This window comes from Stenotrophomonas maltophilia (assembly GCF_013464485.1).
Classification (GTDB): Bacteria; Pseudomonadota; Gammaproteobacteria; order Xanthomonadales; family Xanthomonadaceae; genus Stenotrophomonas; species Stenotrophomonas maltophilia_AW.
In genome coordinates this window covers 1-15244 of the sequence record NZ_RAUX01000050.1, presented here as the reverse complement: position 1 = coordinate 15244, position 15244 = coordinate 1, and the positions used below count along the sequence as shown (strand labels likewise).

The window sequence follows — 15244 nt, the reverse complement described above, 5'->3', positions numbered from 1 at the left end:
CTCTAATTGACGAATTTGCCGACGCGCTGGGCCTGGCCCATGTCACGCTGTGCCTTGTCCTTCCGCCGGGCGCGCTCGGCAACGGTAGTGCACTGCGTGGTGGACCGGTTCGAACCCGTGGCCTTTTCACGTTGGCATATTAGACGACTATCTTCACGCGCCTGTGTCAAAACCGTGTTCACGATCTGCTGGTCGTTGAAGACATCGGTTCGCACCTGTTCAGGCATTGATTCGCGATTGGGGTGCTGCTCCACCGCCGTGCGCATCCGCCCCAACGCCTCGCGGACGCGGCTGCGGTCGGTCTGCTTCAGTTCGCTGTAGGTCTCGCCATCGTTGAGTTCGATTTCAATGCGCTCGATCTGCTGCTGCAGCGGCTTGCCGGGGGCGAAGACTTCACCGGCCTGGCTGGATGCAGAGGCGGTGGCAGCCAGGGTCAGGCCCGAAATCAGGACCGCCGAGATCAGGAGGGACTTCATGACAAACGAATCCTTGTTTGAGGTGAACGCCGACTGTATTCGCACCACCTTCACGCCAGCAAGTGCCATTTGCACGGGCGGCGATCGGCTGGGCTAACGATTGCCGGGAGGCGTGAGGTTGTTGAAGGTACGCTGGTCGTTCAACAGTGCCTTGCCCTTCTCGGCAATGCGGCGCCGCTCGGCCACCGTCAGGCAACGGCTCTTGGGCATGTTGCTGCCGGTGCCGCGGGTGTATTGGCAGATCTGCCGGCTGTCGTCATGGGCACGCGTCAGCAGCGTGTTGACCCGCTCCTGGTCGTTGAAGACCTCGCTCTGCACCTGCGGTGGCAGCTCCTGCAGGTTCTGGTGGCTACCCGCGCGCGCAGTGATGCGGGCCAGTGCCTCGCGGACGGCGCTGCGGTCGTCGGCGGAAATCTCGCTGTAATCGCCGTCGTCCAGTGCCTGCTCGACCCGCCGCACCTGCTCGGACACGGGCGATTGCCGATCCATCTGCACAACGGCTTTCTGCGGCTTGGCCGCAGTGGCCCCTGCCAGCCCCAGCAACAACGCGATCATCGTGATGCGGTACATCGCCAGCCTCCGGATCCATCCAGGAACGATGGCCGCCACTCTACGGCCGTCACGTTGCCTCCACAAGGGACTGCCTGCGGGCATAAAAAAGACCCAGGCGGTGCCCCGCCTGGGCCTGAAGTCGTATCCCGATACCGATCCTGCTGAGAGGCAGAGCTGCGGTTCGCTGAAGGCTACGCCGGGGCCGATTAAAGGGGTGTTAAAGCCGGGCTCATTTACCCATGAGAATTACAAACAACTGATTAATCAAGGCTTTCTAAGCTTCTCGACATGCTCGATGATGCGCGTGGCCACGTCGACGCCACAGGCCGCTTCAATGCCTTCCAGCCCTGGCGTGGAGTTGACTTCCAGCACCAGCGGGCCGCGCGCGGAGCGGATCAGGTCCACGCCGCAGACCGACAGTCCCAGCGCCTTGGCCGAACGCACAGCCACCTGCTGTTCGGCGCGGCTGGCCTTGGCCGCCACTGCAGTGCCGCCGGCATGCAGGTTCGAGCGGAAGTCGCCTTCCGGTGCCTGGCGCTGCATCGAGGCCACCACCTGGTCGCCCACCACGAAGCAGCGCAGGTCGGCGCCCTTGGCTTCACCAATGAACTCCTGCATCAGGAAGTTGGCGTACAGCCCACGCAGCGCCTCGACGATGCCACGGGAGGCGCTGGCCTTCTCGGTGAGGATGACGCCACGCCCCTGGGTGCCCTCGTTGAGCTTCACCACGTGCGGCGGCGGCCCCAGCATGGACAGCAGATCGACGGTGTCATCGGGATTGTCGCCGAACACGGTAACCGGCATGTCGATGCCCTTGGCCGCGAGCAGCTGGTGCGCACGCAGCTTGTCGCGCGAGCGCAGGATCGCGTCGGACGGATTGGGGGTGCGTGCGCCCATCAGCTCGAACTGGCGCAGCACGGCGGTGCCGTAGCGGGTGATCGAGGCACCGATGCGCGGAATGACCATGTCCACGCCGGTCATCGGCCGGCCCTTGTAGTGCATCGAAAAACCATCGGCGGCGATGCGCATGTAGCAGCGCAGCGGGTCGAGGATGCGTACGGTGTGGCCGCGCGCGCGGGCCGCCTCGACCAGCCGGCGGGTGGAGTACAGGGAGCTGTTGCGGGACAGGATGGCGAGCTTCATCGCGGTGGGATCGGGCGGCAGGCGCGCAGCATAGCGCGGCCGTGTGGCGGGTGGATGATGCCGTGCAGGCCACCGCCCCTGCCTGCATGCCGGGGCTGTGCGAAGATGCCTTTCGCCGGCTACAGGACAGGACACGGCCGGCTTACACAAACCAAGGAGAACCACAGATGCGAATGGGAATTCCGCTGTTGTTGCTGTTTGGCCTGGTGGGAGGCGCGGCAGACGTACAGGCCGCACCGACCCATGCAGTCTCCCGGCTCTACTTCGATGCCAACAACACCCTGATCGGCCAGGGCCTGCGCTACTGCACGGGCAGGACACAGCACCAGGGCGTTGCCTCACACGCCGATACCCGCTGGATCGATGTTTCCTACGCCTGCCAGGGTGACTCGACCGACGTTTCCTACGGCAGCTGGGTGCCGGTGCAACTGCGGCAGGACTTCTGCACGCTGTATGACGCCTGCACATCACTGATGCCGTGGCCGGAACCCGGCCTGCCCGGCGCCCTCGGCAATGGCTTCTACTCTGACTGACAGCCGACAGCCACCGCACTGTCTCCGGCGATGGCAGCATCGTCGCCGGAGAATCCACCCACTACGCCCCGGAGACTTCATGCCGCTGACGATCCTTCCGCGCTTCTCCGAAGTGGATGTACTCGGCCACGTCACCAACACCGCCCTGCCCGTCTGGTTCGAGGAAGGCCGTCAGGAAATCTTCCGGTATTTCAGCCGCGAGGCCAGCATGCGCGACCTGACGCTGATCCTGCGCCGCTACGAAATCGACTTCCTTCAGCAGATACAGCCGGGATACGAGGTATGTATAGAAACCCGTATCGAGAACATCGGCCGCTCCTCGTTGTCGATCGTGCAGCAGGCGCTGCAGCGCGGGGCGCTGGTTGCCAGCGGGCGTTGCGTGATGGTGCATTTCGACTACACCACCAACACGCCGCGCGAGGTGGACGATGGGCAGCGGCAGGCGTTGTCGGCATTGTTCACCGAGGAGTATGCGCAACAGCTGCGCGAAGCAAGCGGGCGCGCCGCCGAGGCCTGATCAGAATGAGGGGATCCGAAGGCTGAAGCGCCCATTGCGAACACGCAGTGCCAACGGGGTGTCCCGCCACTCCACGGGAAGCGCCAGCGACGTATGTACCGTCGGGCAACGCGTGATGTCGTCAAACTCCCAGCGTTCCTCATGGGCTTCGCAGCGGAGCGTGCCATCATCGCCGGCCTCGATCACTGTGATCCAGACCATGCTCTGGGCTTTACCGCTGCCACCCGTCGCATGGCAAGCGATGGCCTGCCAACGTCCCTGCCAGTGAACGAGCCATACGCCGCCACTCGGACGCAGGTCTTCTTCAAGCACATTGCCCGCTACCACTAGGCATCGCCCTGCCGGACTGGTGATCACCGTATCCAGGCCACAGGCGTGGCGGTCACTGGGCTCACCGTCAAGCCTGAGGGAATACGGGCAGATCCGCGCGAACAGCGTTGGATGGGCCGTCAGGCGCAGATCCTCAGGAAGCAGCGGAACTGCCAACAGCACCCGCGCATCGGGCAGGACGTATCGCAACGCCTTCGGTACTCCAGCGCTCAGCGCCGGGTGCGTCTGGTCGAGCCACAGACCGCGACAGGGATACAGCTGGCTCGTGCTGCTGTGCAGGCTGCGCAGCCAAGACACTGCGCCAGCGTCTCCTTCGGATTGCCGCTGCGCGTCCAGTTGCTGCCAGAACTGCCAGCCAGGCATCGCCAGCACATGCACCACCTTCTGATCCTCGTCATAGACGATGACGGCCTCCTGACGGTCAACATAGCCGGTGGTCCAGCGCAGTGCGCTTCCCGGAACGTCCTTCCATCCGCAGCTGGCATCACGACCACCTGCAATGGCGATGTCTTCGACGATGGCACCATCACGCAGCATCTGGGTGCTGTAGACGGGACCTCCCATGCCCAGTTCGCCCCACTCCAGCTGCACATCGTGGGCAGGCGGCCGATTGGCAAAGCGCCCTGGTGATCGCGAGCGCAACCGTTCACCGCCTACCGCATCGCCAATCAGATCGAAGCGCTGCAGCACGCCCCCCAACGCAAGACACGCAGCCAGGCCGACGATCACCCCCAGGGGTGACCACCACGCCACACAGATGACAACCCAGACCAGAATGGGCAGCCATTGGGTGTAACGGCGAAGAGTGCTTCGATTCAAAGCCATGCAGATCTGGCAGCGGGAACGGGCGACCATCCCATTGTCCGGCGTGCCACCGGGCCCGGCCATCGTCAGAACTATCGACCGACCTTCCTGGACAGCACGAAGGTCACCGCAGCAGATACGACTGCTGCGCCCCCAAGCAGATGGGGAGGCGCGAACGGGACGAATAGACTGTTCACCCCTGCCAGCAGCGCGATCACGGCCGTCAGCGTTGCCGCCACGATCAGGCCAACAGGCCGGACCGGCGCAGCAGGTTCAACACGGGATGCGGCGTCCCGCCTTGAATGTTCGTTGTGATCCATCACGTACACCTCCAGAATGTGCGCTCACAGGCTAAGAGAAGCCAAGCGCGATATCCAGCGTTGTATACGTCGTGCTTTGACACCTTCGATCACTCAACGGCGGACGGACACGATGGCGGAATGGACCGGCTATCCCACGATCATCTACACCAATCGCCCCCTCCTTGATCTGGCCAAGGACCTCATGGCCTGTTTCCGGGATACGTTCGGCTATCAGATGGACGTGGACCGCCTCGGGAACGGCCTGGGCTTCCTGTTCTACCGCGACAAGGACATGCTGGATCACCACCTCGACGCAGGATTCAACGTTGACCGGGCGGGTCGCGGCTGTGTTGGCATTGAGATAGACGAAGTCGACTTCTACGCCAGGCTTTCCCTCTTCGAGTTCGAGGGCGAATCGGACTTCGACCCTTACGACGTCGGCATGATGCTGAGCGGGGTTCTTCATGTCACAGTGGTGCTGCCCGCAGCAACGGGGGAGAACATGTTCTCCTCGCAGGTGCTCAGTGACGTTGAAAGGCTGATGAAGATGCCGGCGGGCACTTCCCGGCACGAGCGCCTCAAGGAACACCTTGCCGGGATCAAAGCGCTTTCAGCCGAGTAGCTGCGCCAGCGCCCTCACACGGAGCCAGCTCTGCAGGGGATCGGCTGGGTGGCCTGCTCGATCAGGAGTGACTGAGAGGCAGAATGGAGCGGGCGATGGGAATCGAACCCACGTCAGTAGCTTGGGAAGCTACAGCTCTACCATTGAGCTACGCCCGCGTTGCGGATGAAAGTCTATGCGGATCGGCCGGTGTTGCGCAATGGTGACCGCTGCATCCGCCGGGCCTGGCCCGGCGCTGCCGTGCAGGCATCCCAGGCACCTTGCGGTGCCCGGGAGGGTGCATTCATCAGAAGCTGCCGCCTACGGTGGCGAAGATCGTCGCGTCGCGGGCGCGCTTCTGCGCGGCCGTGGTGCTCACGCCGAGGTTGCCCTGCAGGCCGAACAGATCCATGCGCGCACCCAGCACTGCGGTGGCGTAGTTCTTGTCGAAGTCCAGGCCCGGCACGCGGTAGCTGCCCAGTTCCGGCAGGGTCTGCAACCATGCGCTGGCCTGCTTGGTGTCTTCGAACTCGTGGTCGTAGGTCACCTGCACGTACGGCTTGACGGTACCGCCATCGAAGCGGGCCTGCCAGCCGACGCGGCCGACGGTGGAGTCGACGTTCTGACGGTCGTAGCCCAGCGCAGTGGCCATGGTGCCGGCGGCAGCACTTTCGGTGTAGCCGTCGATCTTCACCTTCTGCCAGATCACCGAAGCGATCGGGCCGTGGCGGAAGCCGCCTTCGGTACCGAACTCATAACCGGCGTTCAGCGCAGCGGTCAGGTTGCTGCCGTCCGGCGAACCACCATGCTCGCGGGTGGCCGGGCCCAGCTGGACCTTGCGGTTCACGTCGTAAGACAGCCAGGTGTAGCTGACCTGGCCGTTCACCCAGACGCGGTCGCCATACCATGCCGCGAACAGGCCGGCAGTGGTGTCCTTCTGGGTGAAGTCACCACGGCTGTTGCCGAAGTCGGCATTGAGCCGGCCAAAGCCAGCGAAGCCGCCCACCACCACGCCATTGCGTGCCCAGTCGATACCGAACAGGCCGGCCGGGGCCACGCCGTCATACAGGTCCGCGTGGTCATAGCGCTGCAGGTCGCCGCGCACGCCGCCCCACCACGACAGGCCGTCGGCGGGACGGGCCCCCAGGTGATTGCTGACCTGGTCTGCGCGTGCGCGGCCGATGGTCTGCGCCGAGTGGCTCAGGACCTGCTGCAGGCGCGGGGCTTCCAGCACCGACACGGCGTACTGGCCCAGCAGCTGGTGGCCAGCAACGGTCGGATGCACGCCGTCGGCGAACAGGTAGGTCTGATAGGCATCCGGGCTGACATAGCTGGTCGGGTTGCAGGTCAGGATGCTGAGCGTGGAGTTGTTCGGGTCGATCTTGCAGGCGGTGCTGGTGACGTTGGTGAAACCGTACAGGGCCGGGTTGGCAGCCACTTCACTCAGCACGGTGAACGTATCCAGCGGAATGAACGCGATGCCGGCCTGCTTGAGGCCACCGTACAGCGCCTTGTTGTAGCTGGCGGACAGCGCGGTGGCGGTGCCGGCATTCGGGCCACGGAAGGCCGGGGTCAAGCCCACGTTCGGCAGGTTCGGCACCAGCACGTACTGTGCGCCGGCCTGCTTCAGCGCGCCGACCAGAGCAATCTGATCGGTCACGGCGGCGCCGATGATGGCCGGTGCCTGCGCAGGCGCGTTGGCTGCGGCGAAGAGATCATTGGCACCCCCCCACACGGTGTACAGGGCATTTGCGTCTGCCTTGCCGCCATTGGCAGCGAGATAGCGCGCAGCCTGCGACTTCAGCGAGGGAATGACGCCCAGGGCGCTGGGCACGTCCACGCTGACGCGTGCACCGCCGACGGCGTAGTTGTCACCACTCTGGCCATTGCCGTTGGCGCCGTTGTTCAGGCCGTAGTAGTTGGCCACCTGCTGCGACCAGACCCAGCCCGGGTTGGTGGTGAACTGGCCGGTGGCGCCCTGGGTCGCGGCCGGCAGCAGCGGACGGAAGTAACCGGCGTCGGTCAAGCTGTCGCCGAAGAACACCGCCTTCGAGTATGGGTTTTCGCCTGCCATGGCCGGAAGCGCGGCCAGCGCGATCGCGGCCGCCATCAGGGAGCGGATCGGGCGTTTGCTGAGCAACATGTAAGAAACTCCTGTGGGGAAATCGTTGGGTATCCGGCGGACGTACGCCGGCGCACGGTGAATGGTTTCACCGCGTCGCCTTTTGCTCACGCTGCGCCGCCGCATGAATTGTCCCCTGTTCCCCTGAAAGCGGGGTGTGCCGGAGTTGGCATCTGAAGCAGATTGCAAACGTTCCGATCCCGACGGGGTATCAGCGACAATGCAGGGATGAACATCCAGCTCAATGGCGAACCCCGCACCCTGCCCGCTTCGGCGACCCTCCATGACCTGCTCGGGGCCGAGCAGCTGCTGCAGCGCCGGGTGGCCGTAGAGGTCAACGGTGAGATCATCAGCCGCAGCCGCCATGGCGAACATGTACTGGCCGAGGGTGATGTGGTCGAGATAGTGCACGCGCTGGGTGGGGGTTGAGACCTGTCCTGGTTTGCCGGCCTGCGGCCGGCACTACCCATGCCGATCCGCGGCCGGCACGCCATTGCGTGATCCCATCTTCAGGCGGATAGGCGATAATCGCGCCATGAACGTTCATGTCTCCCCCGATTCGCTGGTGATCGCCGGCAAGACCTATGGCTCGCGGCTGCTGACCGGCACCGGCAAGTTCAAGGATCTGGAAGAAACCCGCCTGGCCACCGAGGCCGCGGGCGCCCAGATCGTCACCGTGGCCATCCGCCGCACCAACATCGGGCAGAACCCGGGCGAGCCCAACCTGCTCGACGTGCTGCCGCCGGAGCGCTACACCATCCTGCCCAACACCGCCGGCTGCTACACCGCCGAAGATGCCGTGCGCACCTGCCGCCTTGCCCGTGAGCTGCTGGACGGCCACAACCTGACCAAGCTGGAAGTGCTGGGCGACCAGAAGTCGCTTTACCCGGACGTGGTGCAGACCCTCAAGGCCGCCGAACAGCTGGTCAAGGACGGCTTCGAGGTGATGGTCTACACCTCCGACGACCCGATCCTGGCCAAGCGCCTGGAAGAGATCGGCTGCGCCGCGGTGATGCCGCTGGCCGCACCGATCGGCTCGGGCCTGGGCATCCAGAACAAGTACAACCTGCTGCAGATCATCGAAGACGCCAAGGTGCCGATCATCGTCGACGCTGGCGTCGGTACCGCGTCGGATGCCGCGATTGCGATGGAGCTGGGCTGCGACGGCGTACTGATGAACACCGCCATTGCCGGCGCACGCAGCCCGGTGCTGATGGCCAGCGCCATGCGCAAGGCGGTCGAGGCCGGCCGCGAGGCCTTCCTGGCCGGGCGCATTCCGCGCAAGCGCTACGCTAGCGCGTCCTCTCCGGTGGATGGGCTGATCGGCTGATGACCAATCCTTTTGACAGCGCCGGCTCCAAGGCCCCGCCCAAGCCCTTCACCGTCAGCGAGGGCCGCCGCGAGGTGCGCAGCTTCGTGCTGCGCCAGGGCCGCTTCACTCCCGCCCAGCAGCGCGCGTTCGACGAACGCTGGCCGCGCTTCGGCATCGACTACAACGGCCAGCCGCGTGACCTGGATGCCACCTTCGGCCGCCCGGCGCACAAGGTGCTGGAAATCGGCTTCGGCAACGGTGCGGCGCTGCGCTTCGCCGCCCAGCACGATCCGTCGCGCGACTACATCGGCATCGAAGTGCACGCACCGGGCGTGGGTCGCCTGCTGAACGCGCTGGCCGAGGACAACGCCGACCACGTGCGCCTGTACCACCACGATGCGGTGGAGGTGCTGCAGAACGAGATCGCCGACGGCGCGCTGGATGAAGTGCGCATCTACTTCCCGGACCCGTGGCACAAGAAGCGCCACAACAAGCGCCGCCTTTTGCAGCCGGCGTTCGCCGACCTGCTGGTGCGTAAGCTGCGCCTGGGCGGCCGCCTGCACTGCGCGACCGACTGGGAAGACTACGCCGAGCAGATGTGGGACGTGCTCGATACCACCGCCGGGCTGGTCAACCGTGCCGGCCCGCGTGGCAGCGTGCCGCGCCCGGACTGGCGCCCGCAGACCCACTTCGAGACCCGCGGCCAGAAGCTTGGCCATGGCGTCTGGGACCTGCTGTACGACCGCACCTGACGATCGCCTGAGGACGCCGCGCCCCACATGGATACCGCGCTGACGCTGACCAACGACATGAAGCTCGTGCTCGGGCTGGTCGGCTTCACGATGGCGATGTTCCTGTTCGAGCGCATCCGCGCCGACGTGGTCGCGCTGGTGGTGCTGGTGGTGCTGGGCGTGACCGGCCTGATCGCCCCTGAGGAAATCTTCGGGGGCTTTTCCGGCAACGCGGTGATGAGCATCATCGCCACTACCATCCTCGGTGCGGGCCTGGACCGCACCGGGGCGCTGAACCGGCTGGCCGCGTGGCTGCTGCGGCGCGGCCATGGCGTCGAGCAGCGGTTGCTGATGATGACCACGGCCATCGCCGGCCTGAACTCGTCCTTCATGCAGAACCCGTCGGTGATGGCGCTGTACCTGCCGGTCGCCTCGCGACTGGCCGCGCGCACCGGGCTGACCCTGCAGCGCCTGCTGCTGCCGATCTCGGCGGCGATCGTGATGGGCGGCGCACTGACCATGGTCGGCAACTCGCCGCTGATCCTGCTGAACGACCTGTTGGCCTCGGCCAACAACAACCTGCCCTCGGGCTTGGCCACCATCGAACCGCTGCGCATGTTCGCACCGCTGCCGATCGGCGTGGCCCTGCTGATCGCCTCGCTGCTGTACTTCCGCTACTACGGCGACCGCAAGCTGATCGAGGAAGAAAACCTGGTCAACGACGGGGTCACGCCGGCACGCACCGAGAGCTACTTCGCCAAGACCTATGGCATCGAAGGCGATGTGTTCGAGCTGGTGGTCAGCGCCGAGAGCCCGCTGGTCGGCATGACCCTGGGCGAGGCCGAGAACCTGCACGATGCGCCGCTGCTGCTGGCCCTGAAGACGGGCAACGACACCCGACTGGCGCCGCCAGCGGAGATGCGCATCTGGGTGGGCAGCGTGCTCGGTGCGATGGGCCCGCGTGAGCAGATCAACGACTTCGCGCAGAACCAGTTCCTGCGCATGTCCTCGCGCCTGAAGCACCTGGGCGACCTGTTCAACCCCAGCCGCGCCGGTATTTCCGAAGCGGTGGTGCCGCCGACCTCGAACGTGATCGGCAAGAGCGCAGCTGACCTGCGCCTGCGCAAGGAACGTGGCATCAGCCTGCTGGCGATCAACCGCGACAAGCAGGTGATACGCGAGGACGTGCGCGATGTGCAGTTGCGTGCCGGTGACATGCTGGTCTTCCACAGCATCTGGACCGACCTGGCGCAGGCCGCGCGCAGCCGCGACTTCGTGGTGGTCACCGACTACCCGACCGGCGAACAGCGCCCGCACAAGTTCAAGATCGCGATGGCGATCTTTGCGCTGACCATCCTGATCGCGCTCACCAGCAAGCTGCCGGTGGCACTGACCCTGATGACCGGCGTGGCCGGCATGCTGCTGACCGGCGTGCTGCGCATGGACGAGGCGTATGCCTCGATCAACTGGAAGACGGTGTTCATGATGGCCGGGCTGATTCCGCTCGGCTGGGCGATGGATTCCAGTGGCGCGGCGGCGTGGGTGGCCGGCCATACCATCGACAAGCTGCCCACCGGCATCCCGATCTGGGTACTGGAAGTGGCGCTGGCGCTGCTGACCACGGCGTTCTCGCTGGTCATCAGCCATGTGGGCGCGACCATCGTGATGGTGCCCATTGCGGTGAACCTGGCGCTGGCAGCCGGCGGCAACCCGACCGCGTTCGCGCTGATCGTGGCGCTGTCGGCGTCCAACAACCTGATGACGGCCTCCAACCCGGTGATCTCGATGATCACCGGCCCGGCCAACTACACCCCGCGCGAGATGTGGCGGGTCGGCGGCCCGCTGTCGCTGATCTACACCTGCGTGGTGGTGCTGATGATCAACCTGATGTTCTGAGGGTTGGGGTTTGTTGGCAGGGCTGCGCCCTGCACCCCGGTAGTGCCGGCCGCTGGCCGGCAACCTCAACAGCAACAGCGGGTTTACTGAGAGATGGCGGGGTGGGTCTCTGGATATCCATTGATCCCGTGGGTGCGAACCTTGGTTCGCACACCGGTTACATCAGGCCAGATAGACCTGCCCATCACGCACATCCACCGGCACTGCGCGCAGGCGGTCGCCCTTGCAGGGGCCGGCAATGCAGTCGCCGCTGTCCAGCGCGAACGAGGCGCCATGTGCGGCGCAGACCAGGTGGCCTTCGCGGCTCTTCAGGAACTGGCCTGGGGCCCAGTCCAGGCGGCGGCCGGCGTGCGGGCAGATGTTCAGGAAGGCTCGGACCTGCGCGCCGTTGCGGTACAGCACCAGCGACTCGGCATCGCCATCGACCACCGCTTCGACCTCGGCAAACGCACCATCGGCGATGGCTTCAAGGGCGATCAGGGCAGCAGCGGTAGTCATGGCGAAGGCTCGGACGGTAAACCGGAATTGTCGCATGCCTGCTCAGGTGACTGGCTGCGACATGAACACAAGTCATTGATCCGTAATAAGCACAGGCTATATTTAACGAGTTTTTCACTCAATGACAGTGGCGCGTCCCGATACTCTGGTTTCGCTGATCCCAGCCTATCGAGCCGCCATGTTCAATCGCGCATCCGCCTTCAACCAGTTCCGCACCCTGTTCGCGCCGCGCAAGCCGCGCCATCCGTTGGTGCGCGTTGCCGTGGGCCTGCTCGGCCTGGCGATCCTGGCCGCGATGGTGTTCATCGGCGTGTTCGTCGGTGCGGCGATGATCCTGGTCGGCCTGGCGTGGAAGCTGCTGGCCTCGCGCAAGCCGGGCGCCGCGCATCCGGTCGACCCGACCGTGGTCGAGGGCGAATACCGCGTGGTGCGCAAGCCGGTGCTGCCGGCCTCGCGCTGACCCGCGTCTTCTGCGCCCGCTGACGGCGGGCGCCATGCGTTCTAGACTGCGGGCACGCCCTTCCTGGATGCCCGCATGTCCGATGTCTCCGATGTGATCCCTGCCGTAGCCCTGCCGCGTGTGCCGGTCGTGGGCGGTGGCAGTTTCCCCGTGCACCGCATCTACTGCGTCGGCCGCAACTTCGCCGACCATGCCCGCGAAATGGGCGCAGCGGTGCCAGCGGCCGATGACCGCGGCCGCCCGATGTTCTTCAGCAAGCCGGCCGACGCGATCGTGGTCGGCCACGACGATGCCATCCCCTATCCGCCGGCAACCGCCAACCTGCACCACGAAGTGGAGCTGGTGGTGGCGATCGGCAGCGATGCGCCTGCCGGTGAGCTGGCCGTGGCTGATGCCGAAGCGCTGGTCTATGGCTACGCCGTCGGCCTGGACCTGACCCGCCGCGACCTGCAGGCCGCCGCCAAGGACAAGGGTCACCCGTGGGATGCGGCCAAGGGCTTCGATGCCTCCGCACCGATCAGCGAGATCGTCCACGCCGCTGAAGTGGGCGACCTGACCGCGCTGAACCTGTCGCTGGAGGTCAATGGCGAAGTGCGCCAGCAGGCGCTGCTGGACCAGATGATCTGGAATGTGCCGGAGATCCTGCACGAGCTGTCCAAGCTGTGGCAGCTGCGCGCCGGCGACCTGGTGTTCATGGGCACGCCGTCCGGGGTGGCCGCATTGAAGCCCGGCGACCGCTTCAGTGCCCGCCTGGAAAACGTGGCTGAGCGCCACGGCGTGATCGCCGGCTGACATCACCTGCGCTACCCTGCGCGCTGTCCACTTCCCCCACCGGAGAACAACAACAATGGGAATGCTCACCGAATTCAAGGAATTCGCGATGCGCGGCAACGTCATCGACCTCGCCGTCGGCGTGGTGATCGGCGCGGCCTTCGGCAAGATCGTGACCGCGCTGGTCGAGAAGATCATCATGCCGCCGCTGGGCATGCTGATCGGCAAGGTGGATTTCTCGCAGCTGGCGTGGACGTTGTCACCGGCCAGCATCGGTGCCGACGGCAAGGAAATCCCGGCCGTGGTGATCGGCTACGGCGACTTCATCAATACGCTGATCCAGTTCGTGATCGTGGCCTTCGCCATCTTCCTGGTGGTCAAGACGATCAACCGCCTGTCGCGCAAGCAGGAAGCCGCCCCGGCCGCCCCCGCCGAGGAAGTGGTGCTGCTGCGCGAGATCCGCGACAGCTTGAAGAAATGAGGTAGCGGGCGCCTACGGGCGCCCCTCCCATCTGTAGAGTCGAGCCATGCTCGACTGCCTTCGTACGTAGAGTCGAGCTTGCTCGACTGCCCGGAAAAATCAGTCGAGCATGGCTCGACTCTACAGAAGCAGGCGAAAGCCCCGCTCCGGCGGGGCTTTCGCTTTGCCGGACATGGCGGAAAACAGCGTTCGCGCCAGCCATGACCTCCCGCCCATGCGCGGGCCTGAACGACTGTTAAGCTCCAAGACTTGGTCCCTTCCGGAGTTGCCCATGCGTCGCCGCGCCCTTGCCATCGCATTCTCCCTCGCCCTGCTGGCCGCTCCGGCCTTTGCGGCGCCGCACACCACCACCCTGCCCCCGGCCTCGCTGGCAACCGCCGCGCAGCTGCGCGACCGGGCACTGGCCGACGACACCGGCTGGAAGGTGGTCGAATCACTCACCACCGAGATCGGCCCGCGTATCGCGGGCAGCGAAGCCGACGCCCGCGCCGTGGCCTGGGCCGAAGCAAAGTTCAAAGCCCTGGGCTTCGACAAGGTGTGGAAGGAACCGGTGACCTTCCCGAAGTGGGAGCGCCGCAGTGAGCATGCCGCCGTGACCGGCAGGAACCCGCAGCCGCTGCAGATCACCGCACTGGGTGGCAGCCCGGGCGGCACCGTGGAAGCCGAGGTGGTGCGCTTCGCCGACCTGGCCGCGCTGCAGGCTGCCCCGGCCGGTTCGCTGAAGGGCAAGATCGCCTTCGTCGATTACCAGATGCTGCCGTTCCGCGATGGCCGCGACTATGGCCGCGGTGGTGCGATCCGCAGCAAGGGCCCGTCCGAGGCGATCCGCAAGGGCGCGGTAGGTTTCCTGATGCGCTCGGCCGGTACCGATTCGCACCGCGTGCCACACACTGGCATCACCCGTTTCGATGATGGCCTGACCCCGGTGCCGTCGGCGGCGTTGTCGGTGCCCGATGCCGACCAGCTGGCCCGCCTGCTGGCCCGTGGCAGCACCACGGTGAAGGTGGCGCTGGACTGCGGCTGGGATGGCACGGCGACCTCATACAACGTGATCGGCGAGATCACCGGCCGCAGCCTGCCGAAGGAAGTGGTGGTGATCGGCGGCCATCTGGATTCGTGGGACCTGGGCACCGGTGCCGTCGATGACGGCGCGGGCGTGGGAATCACCATGGCTGCTGGTCACCTGATCGGCCAGCTCAAGCAGGCACCGAAGCGCACCATCCGCGTGATCGCCTTCGCCAACGAAGAACAGGGACTGTATGGCGGCAAGGCCTACGCCGAAGCGCATGCCAAGGACGTGGCCCTGCATCAGCTGGCCGCCGAGAGCGACTTCGGCGCCGGCCGCATCTATGCCTTCAATACCGGTTCGCCAAATCCGGAAGGCTCGCGCGAGGCGACCCGGCAGATTGCCGAAGTGATGAAGCCGCTGGGCATCGAATACCAGGCCGACAAGGGTGGCCCGGGCCCGGACGTCGGCCCGCTGGCCGCCAAGGGCGGCGCGTGGGCATGGCTGGCGCAGGATGGCTCGGACTACTTCCACCTGCACCACACCGCCGACGACACGCTGGACAAGATCGACCCGAAGGCGCTGGCACAGAACGTGGCAGCGTACACGGTGTTCGCGTATCTGGCCGCGGAAGCCGACGGCAACTTCGGCAGCGAAGCCAAGGCCACCACGCCGCCGAACGAGTGATGCGATGACACCATGGGGTSGG

General features: G+C 65.6%; 18 protein-coding genes and 1 tRNA gene. 11 read left to right on the top strand and 8 right to left on the bottom strand.

Annotated elements, in window-relative coordinates:
- Window positions 1-2 precede the first annotated feature (2 nt).
- From D7Y61_RS19515 to rimK, 3 genes are all read right to left on the bottom strand, one after another.
- Window positions 3-476: a hypothetical protein gene (locus D7Y61_RS19515; RefSeq protein ID WP_180868687.1), complete on the bottom strand. Its 474-nt coding sequence runs from the start codon at window positions 474-476 to the stop codon at window positions 3-5.
- Window positions 477-569: 93 nt separating this feature from the next.
- Complete coding sequence (locus D7Y61_RS19510; protein WP_180868685.1) at window positions 570-1046, bottom strand: hypothetical protein; 477 nt, start codon at window positions 1044-1046, stop codon at window positions 570-572.
- A 246-nt stretch (window positions 1047-1292) separates the two neighbouring features.
- Window positions 1293-2171, bottom strand: a complete 879-nt coding sequence (rimK, locus tag D7Y61_RS19505) for a 30S ribosomal protein S6--L-glutamate ligase (RefSeq protein WP_171969054.1) — start codon at window positions 2169-2171, stop codon at window positions 1293-1295.
- 167 nt (window positions 2172-2338) lie between these two features.
- Here rimK and D7Y61_RS19500 point away from each other — a divergent pair, with 167 nt between their 5' ends.
- Together D7Y61_RS19500 and D7Y61_RS19495 are read left to right on the top strand one after the other, a co-directional pair.
- Window positions 2339-2704, top strand: coding sequence for a hypothetical protein (locus D7Y61_RS19500; protein ID WP_258010432.1), 366 nt, complete (start codon window positions 2339-2341; stop codon window positions 2702-2704).
- Between the two features lie 79 nt (window positions 2705-2783).
- Entirely contained in the window at window positions 2784-3221 is a 438-nt protein-coding gene (locus tag D7Y61_RS19495; RefSeq protein ID WP_180868683.1) for an acyl-CoA thioesterase, read from the top strand.
- On the opposite strand, the gene D7Y61_RS19490 is transcribed toward D7Y61_RS19495, so the two are convergent.
- Window positions 3222-4406 (bottom strand): hypothetical protein, encoded by a 1185-nt coding sequence (locus D7Y61_RS19490; protein ID WP_258010431.1) that lies wholly within the window; start codon window positions 4404-4406, stop codon window positions 3222-3224. It lies immediately after the preceding gene.
- 41 nt (window positions 4407-4447) lie between these two features.
- Window positions 4448-4675 (bottom strand): hypothetical protein, encoded by a 228-nt coding sequence (locus D7Y61_RS19485; RefSeq protein WP_180868681.1) that lies wholly within the window; start codon window positions 4673-4675, stop codon window positions 4448-4450.
- A 112-nt stretch (window positions 4676-4787) separates the two neighbouring features.
- Here D7Y61_RS19485 and D7Y61_RS19480 point away from each other — a divergent pair, with 112 nt between their 5' ends.
- Window positions 4788-5279 (top strand): hypothetical protein, encoded by a 492-nt coding sequence (locus D7Y61_RS19480; protein ID WP_180868679.1) that lies wholly within the window; start codon window positions 4788-4790, stop codon window positions 5277-5279.
- 84 nt (window positions 5280-5363) lie between these two features.
- Here D7Y61_RS19480 and D7Y61_RS19475 read toward each other — a convergent pair.
- Both D7Y61_RS19475 and D7Y61_RS19470 read right to left on the bottom strand, forming a co-directional pair.
- A tRNA-Gly gene (locus tag D7Y61_RS19475) sits at window positions 5364-5437 on the bottom strand.
- 128 nt (window positions 5438-5565) lie between these two features.
- Complete coding sequence (locus D7Y61_RS19470; protein WP_180868677.1) at window positions 5566-7401, bottom strand: autotransporter outer membrane beta-barrel domain-containing protein; 1836 nt, start codon at window positions 7399-7401, stop codon at window positions 5566-5568.
- A 207-nt stretch (window positions 7402-7608) separates the two neighbouring features.
- Here D7Y61_RS19470 and thiS point away from each other — a divergent pair, with 207 nt between their 5' ends.
- The 4 genes from thiS to D7Y61_RS19450 all read left to right on the top strand — a co-directional run bounded on the left by thiS (window position 7609) and on the right by D7Y61_RS19450 (window position 11319).
- Window positions 7609-7809, top strand: coding sequence for a sulfur carrier protein ThiS (gene thiS, locus D7Y61_RS19465; RefSeq protein ID WP_180868675.1), 201 nt, complete (start codon window positions 7609-7611; stop codon window positions 7807-7809).
- A gap of 106 nt (window positions 7810-7915) precedes the next feature.
- Window positions 7916-8710 (top strand): thiazole synthase, encoded by a 795-nt coding sequence (locus D7Y61_RS19460; RefSeq protein ID WP_010481470.1) that lies wholly within the window; start codon window positions 7916-7918, stop codon window positions 8708-8710.
- Window positions 8710-9444, top strand: a complete 735-nt coding sequence (gene trmB, locus D7Y61_RS19455) for a tRNA (guanosine(46)-N7)-methyltransferase TrmB (protein WP_180868673.1) — start codon at window positions 8710-8712, stop codon at window positions 9442-9444. Before D7Y61_RS19460 ends, trmB begins: the two co-directional genes overlap by 1 nt.
- 27 nt (window positions 9445-9471) lie before the next feature.
- Window positions 9472-11319, top strand: a complete 1848-nt coding sequence (locus tag D7Y61_RS19450) for an SLC13 family permease (protein ID WP_057504383.1) — start codon at window positions 9472-9474, stop codon at window positions 11317-11319.
- A 162-nt stretch (window positions 11320-11481) separates the two neighbouring features.
- Here D7Y61_RS19450 and D7Y61_RS19445 read toward each other — a convergent pair whose 3' ends face one another.
- Window positions 11482-11817, bottom strand: coding sequence for a Rieske (2Fe-2S) protein (locus D7Y61_RS19445; protein WP_180868671.1), 336 nt, complete (start codon window positions 11815-11817; stop codon window positions 11482-11484).
- A gap of 178 nt (window positions 11818-11995) precedes the next feature.
- Here D7Y61_RS19445 and D7Y61_RS19440 point away from each other — a divergent pair, with 178 nt between their 5' ends.
- From D7Y61_RS19440 to D7Y61_RS19425, 4 genes are all read left to right on the top strand, one after another.
- Window positions 11996-12277 (top strand): hypothetical protein, encoded by a 282-nt coding sequence (locus D7Y61_RS19440; protein ID WP_180868669.1) that lies wholly within the window; start codon window positions 11996-11998, stop codon window positions 12275-12277.
- A 75-nt stretch (window positions 12278-12352) separates the two neighbouring features.
- Window positions 12353-13069 carry a fumarylacetoacetate hydrolase family protein gene (locus D7Y61_RS19435; RefSeq protein ID WP_180868667.1) on the top strand — a complete coding sequence of 239 codons (717 nt, stop codon included), beginning with the start codon at window positions 12353-12355 and terminating at the stop codon, window positions 13067-13069.
- Between the two features lie 55 nt (window positions 13070-13124).
- Window positions 13125-13529 (top strand): large-conductance mechanosensitive channel protein MscL, encoded by a 405-nt coding sequence (gene mscL, locus D7Y61_RS19430; protein ID WP_032130206.1) that lies wholly within the window; start codon window positions 13125-13127, stop codon window positions 13527-13529.
- 271 nt (window positions 13530-13800) lie between these two features.
- Window positions 13801-15222 carry a M28 family peptidase gene (locus D7Y61_RS19425; protein ID WP_180868665.1) on the top strand — a complete coding sequence of 474 codons (1422 nt, stop codon included), beginning with the start codon at window positions 13801-13803 and terminating at the stop codon, window positions 15220-15222.
- The last annotated feature ends 22 nt before the right edge of the window (window positions 15223-15244 follow it).

What these genes read in the sequence shown, in the direction of transcription:
- D7Y61_RS19480 (WP_180868679.1), top strand. Translation starts at nt 4,788, where the DNA reads ATGGCGGAATGGACCGGCTATCCCACGATCATCTACACCAATCGCCCC.
- D7Y61_RS19435 (WP_180868667.1), top strand. Translation starts at nt 12,353, where the DNA reads ATGTCCGATGTCTCCGATGTGATCCCTGCCGTAGCCCTGCCGCGTGTG.
- D7Y61_RS19500 (WP_258010432.1), top strand. Translation starts at nt 2,339, where the DNA reads ATGCGAATGGGAATTCCGCTGTTGTTGCTGTTTGGCCTGGTGGGAGGC.
- rimK (WP_171969054.1), bottom strand. Translation starts at nt 2,171, where the DNA reads ATGAAGCTCGCCATCCTGTCCCGCAACAGCTCCCTGTACTCCACCCGC.
- D7Y61_RS19425 (WP_180868665.1), top strand. Translation starts at nt 13,801, where the DNA reads ATGCGTCGCCGCGCCCTTGCCATCGCATTCTCCCTCGCCCTGCTGGCC.
- D7Y61_RS19495 (WP_180868683.1), top strand. Translation starts at nt 2,784, where the DNA reads ATGCCGCTGACGATCCTTCCGCGCTTCTCCGAAGTGGATGTACTCGGC.
- thiS (WP_180868675.1), top strand. Translation starts at nt 7,609, where the DNA reads ATGAACATCCAGCTCAATGGCGAACCCCGCACCCTGCCCGCTTCGGCG.
- D7Y61_RS19460 (WP_010481470.1), top strand. Translation starts at nt 7,916, where the DNA reads ATGAACGTTCATGTCTCCCCCGATTCGCTGGTGATCGCCGGCAAGACC.
- D7Y61_RS19440 (WP_180868669.1), top strand. Translation starts at nt 11,996, where the DNA reads ATGTTCAATCGCGCATCCGCCTTCAACCAGTTCCGCACCCTGTTCGCG.
- D7Y61_RS19450 (WP_057504383.1), top strand. Translation starts at nt 9,472, where the DNA reads ATGGATACCGCGCTGACGCTGACCAACGACATGAAGCTCGTGCTCGGG.
- D7Y61_RS19515 (WP_180868687.1), bottom strand. Translation starts at nt 476, where the DNA reads ATGAAGTCCCTCCTGATCTCGGCGGTCCTGATTTCGGGCCTGACCCTG.
- D7Y61_RS19445 (WP_180868671.1), bottom strand. Translation starts at nt 11,817, where the DNA reads ATGACTACCGCTGCTGCCCTGATCGCCCTTGAAGCCATCGCCGATGGT.
- trmB (WP_180868673.1), top strand. Translation starts at nt 8,710, where the DNA reads ATGACCAATCCTTTTGACAGCGCCGGCTCCAAGGCCCCGCCCAAGCCC.
- mscL (WP_032130206.1), top strand. Translation starts at nt 13,125, where the DNA reads ATGGGAATGCTCACCGAATTCAAGGAATTCGCGATGCGCGGCAACGTC.
- D7Y61_RS19510 (WP_180868685.1), bottom strand. Translation starts at nt 1,046, where the DNA reads ATGTACCGCATCACGATGATCGCGTTGTTGCTGGGGCTGGCAGGGGCC.
- D7Y61_RS19485 (WP_180868681.1), bottom strand. Translation starts at nt 4,675, where the DNA reads ATGGATCACAACGAACATTCAAGGCGGGACGCCGCATCCCGTGTTGAA.
- D7Y61_RS19470 (WP_180868677.1), bottom strand. Translation starts at nt 7,401, where the DNA reads ATGTTGCTCAGCAAACGCCCGATCCGCTCCCTGATGGCGGCCGCGATC.
- D7Y61_RS19490 (WP_258010431.1), bottom strand. Translation starts at nt 4,406, where the DNA reads ATGGTCGCCCGTTCCCGCTGCCAGATCTGCATGGCTTTGAATCGAAGC.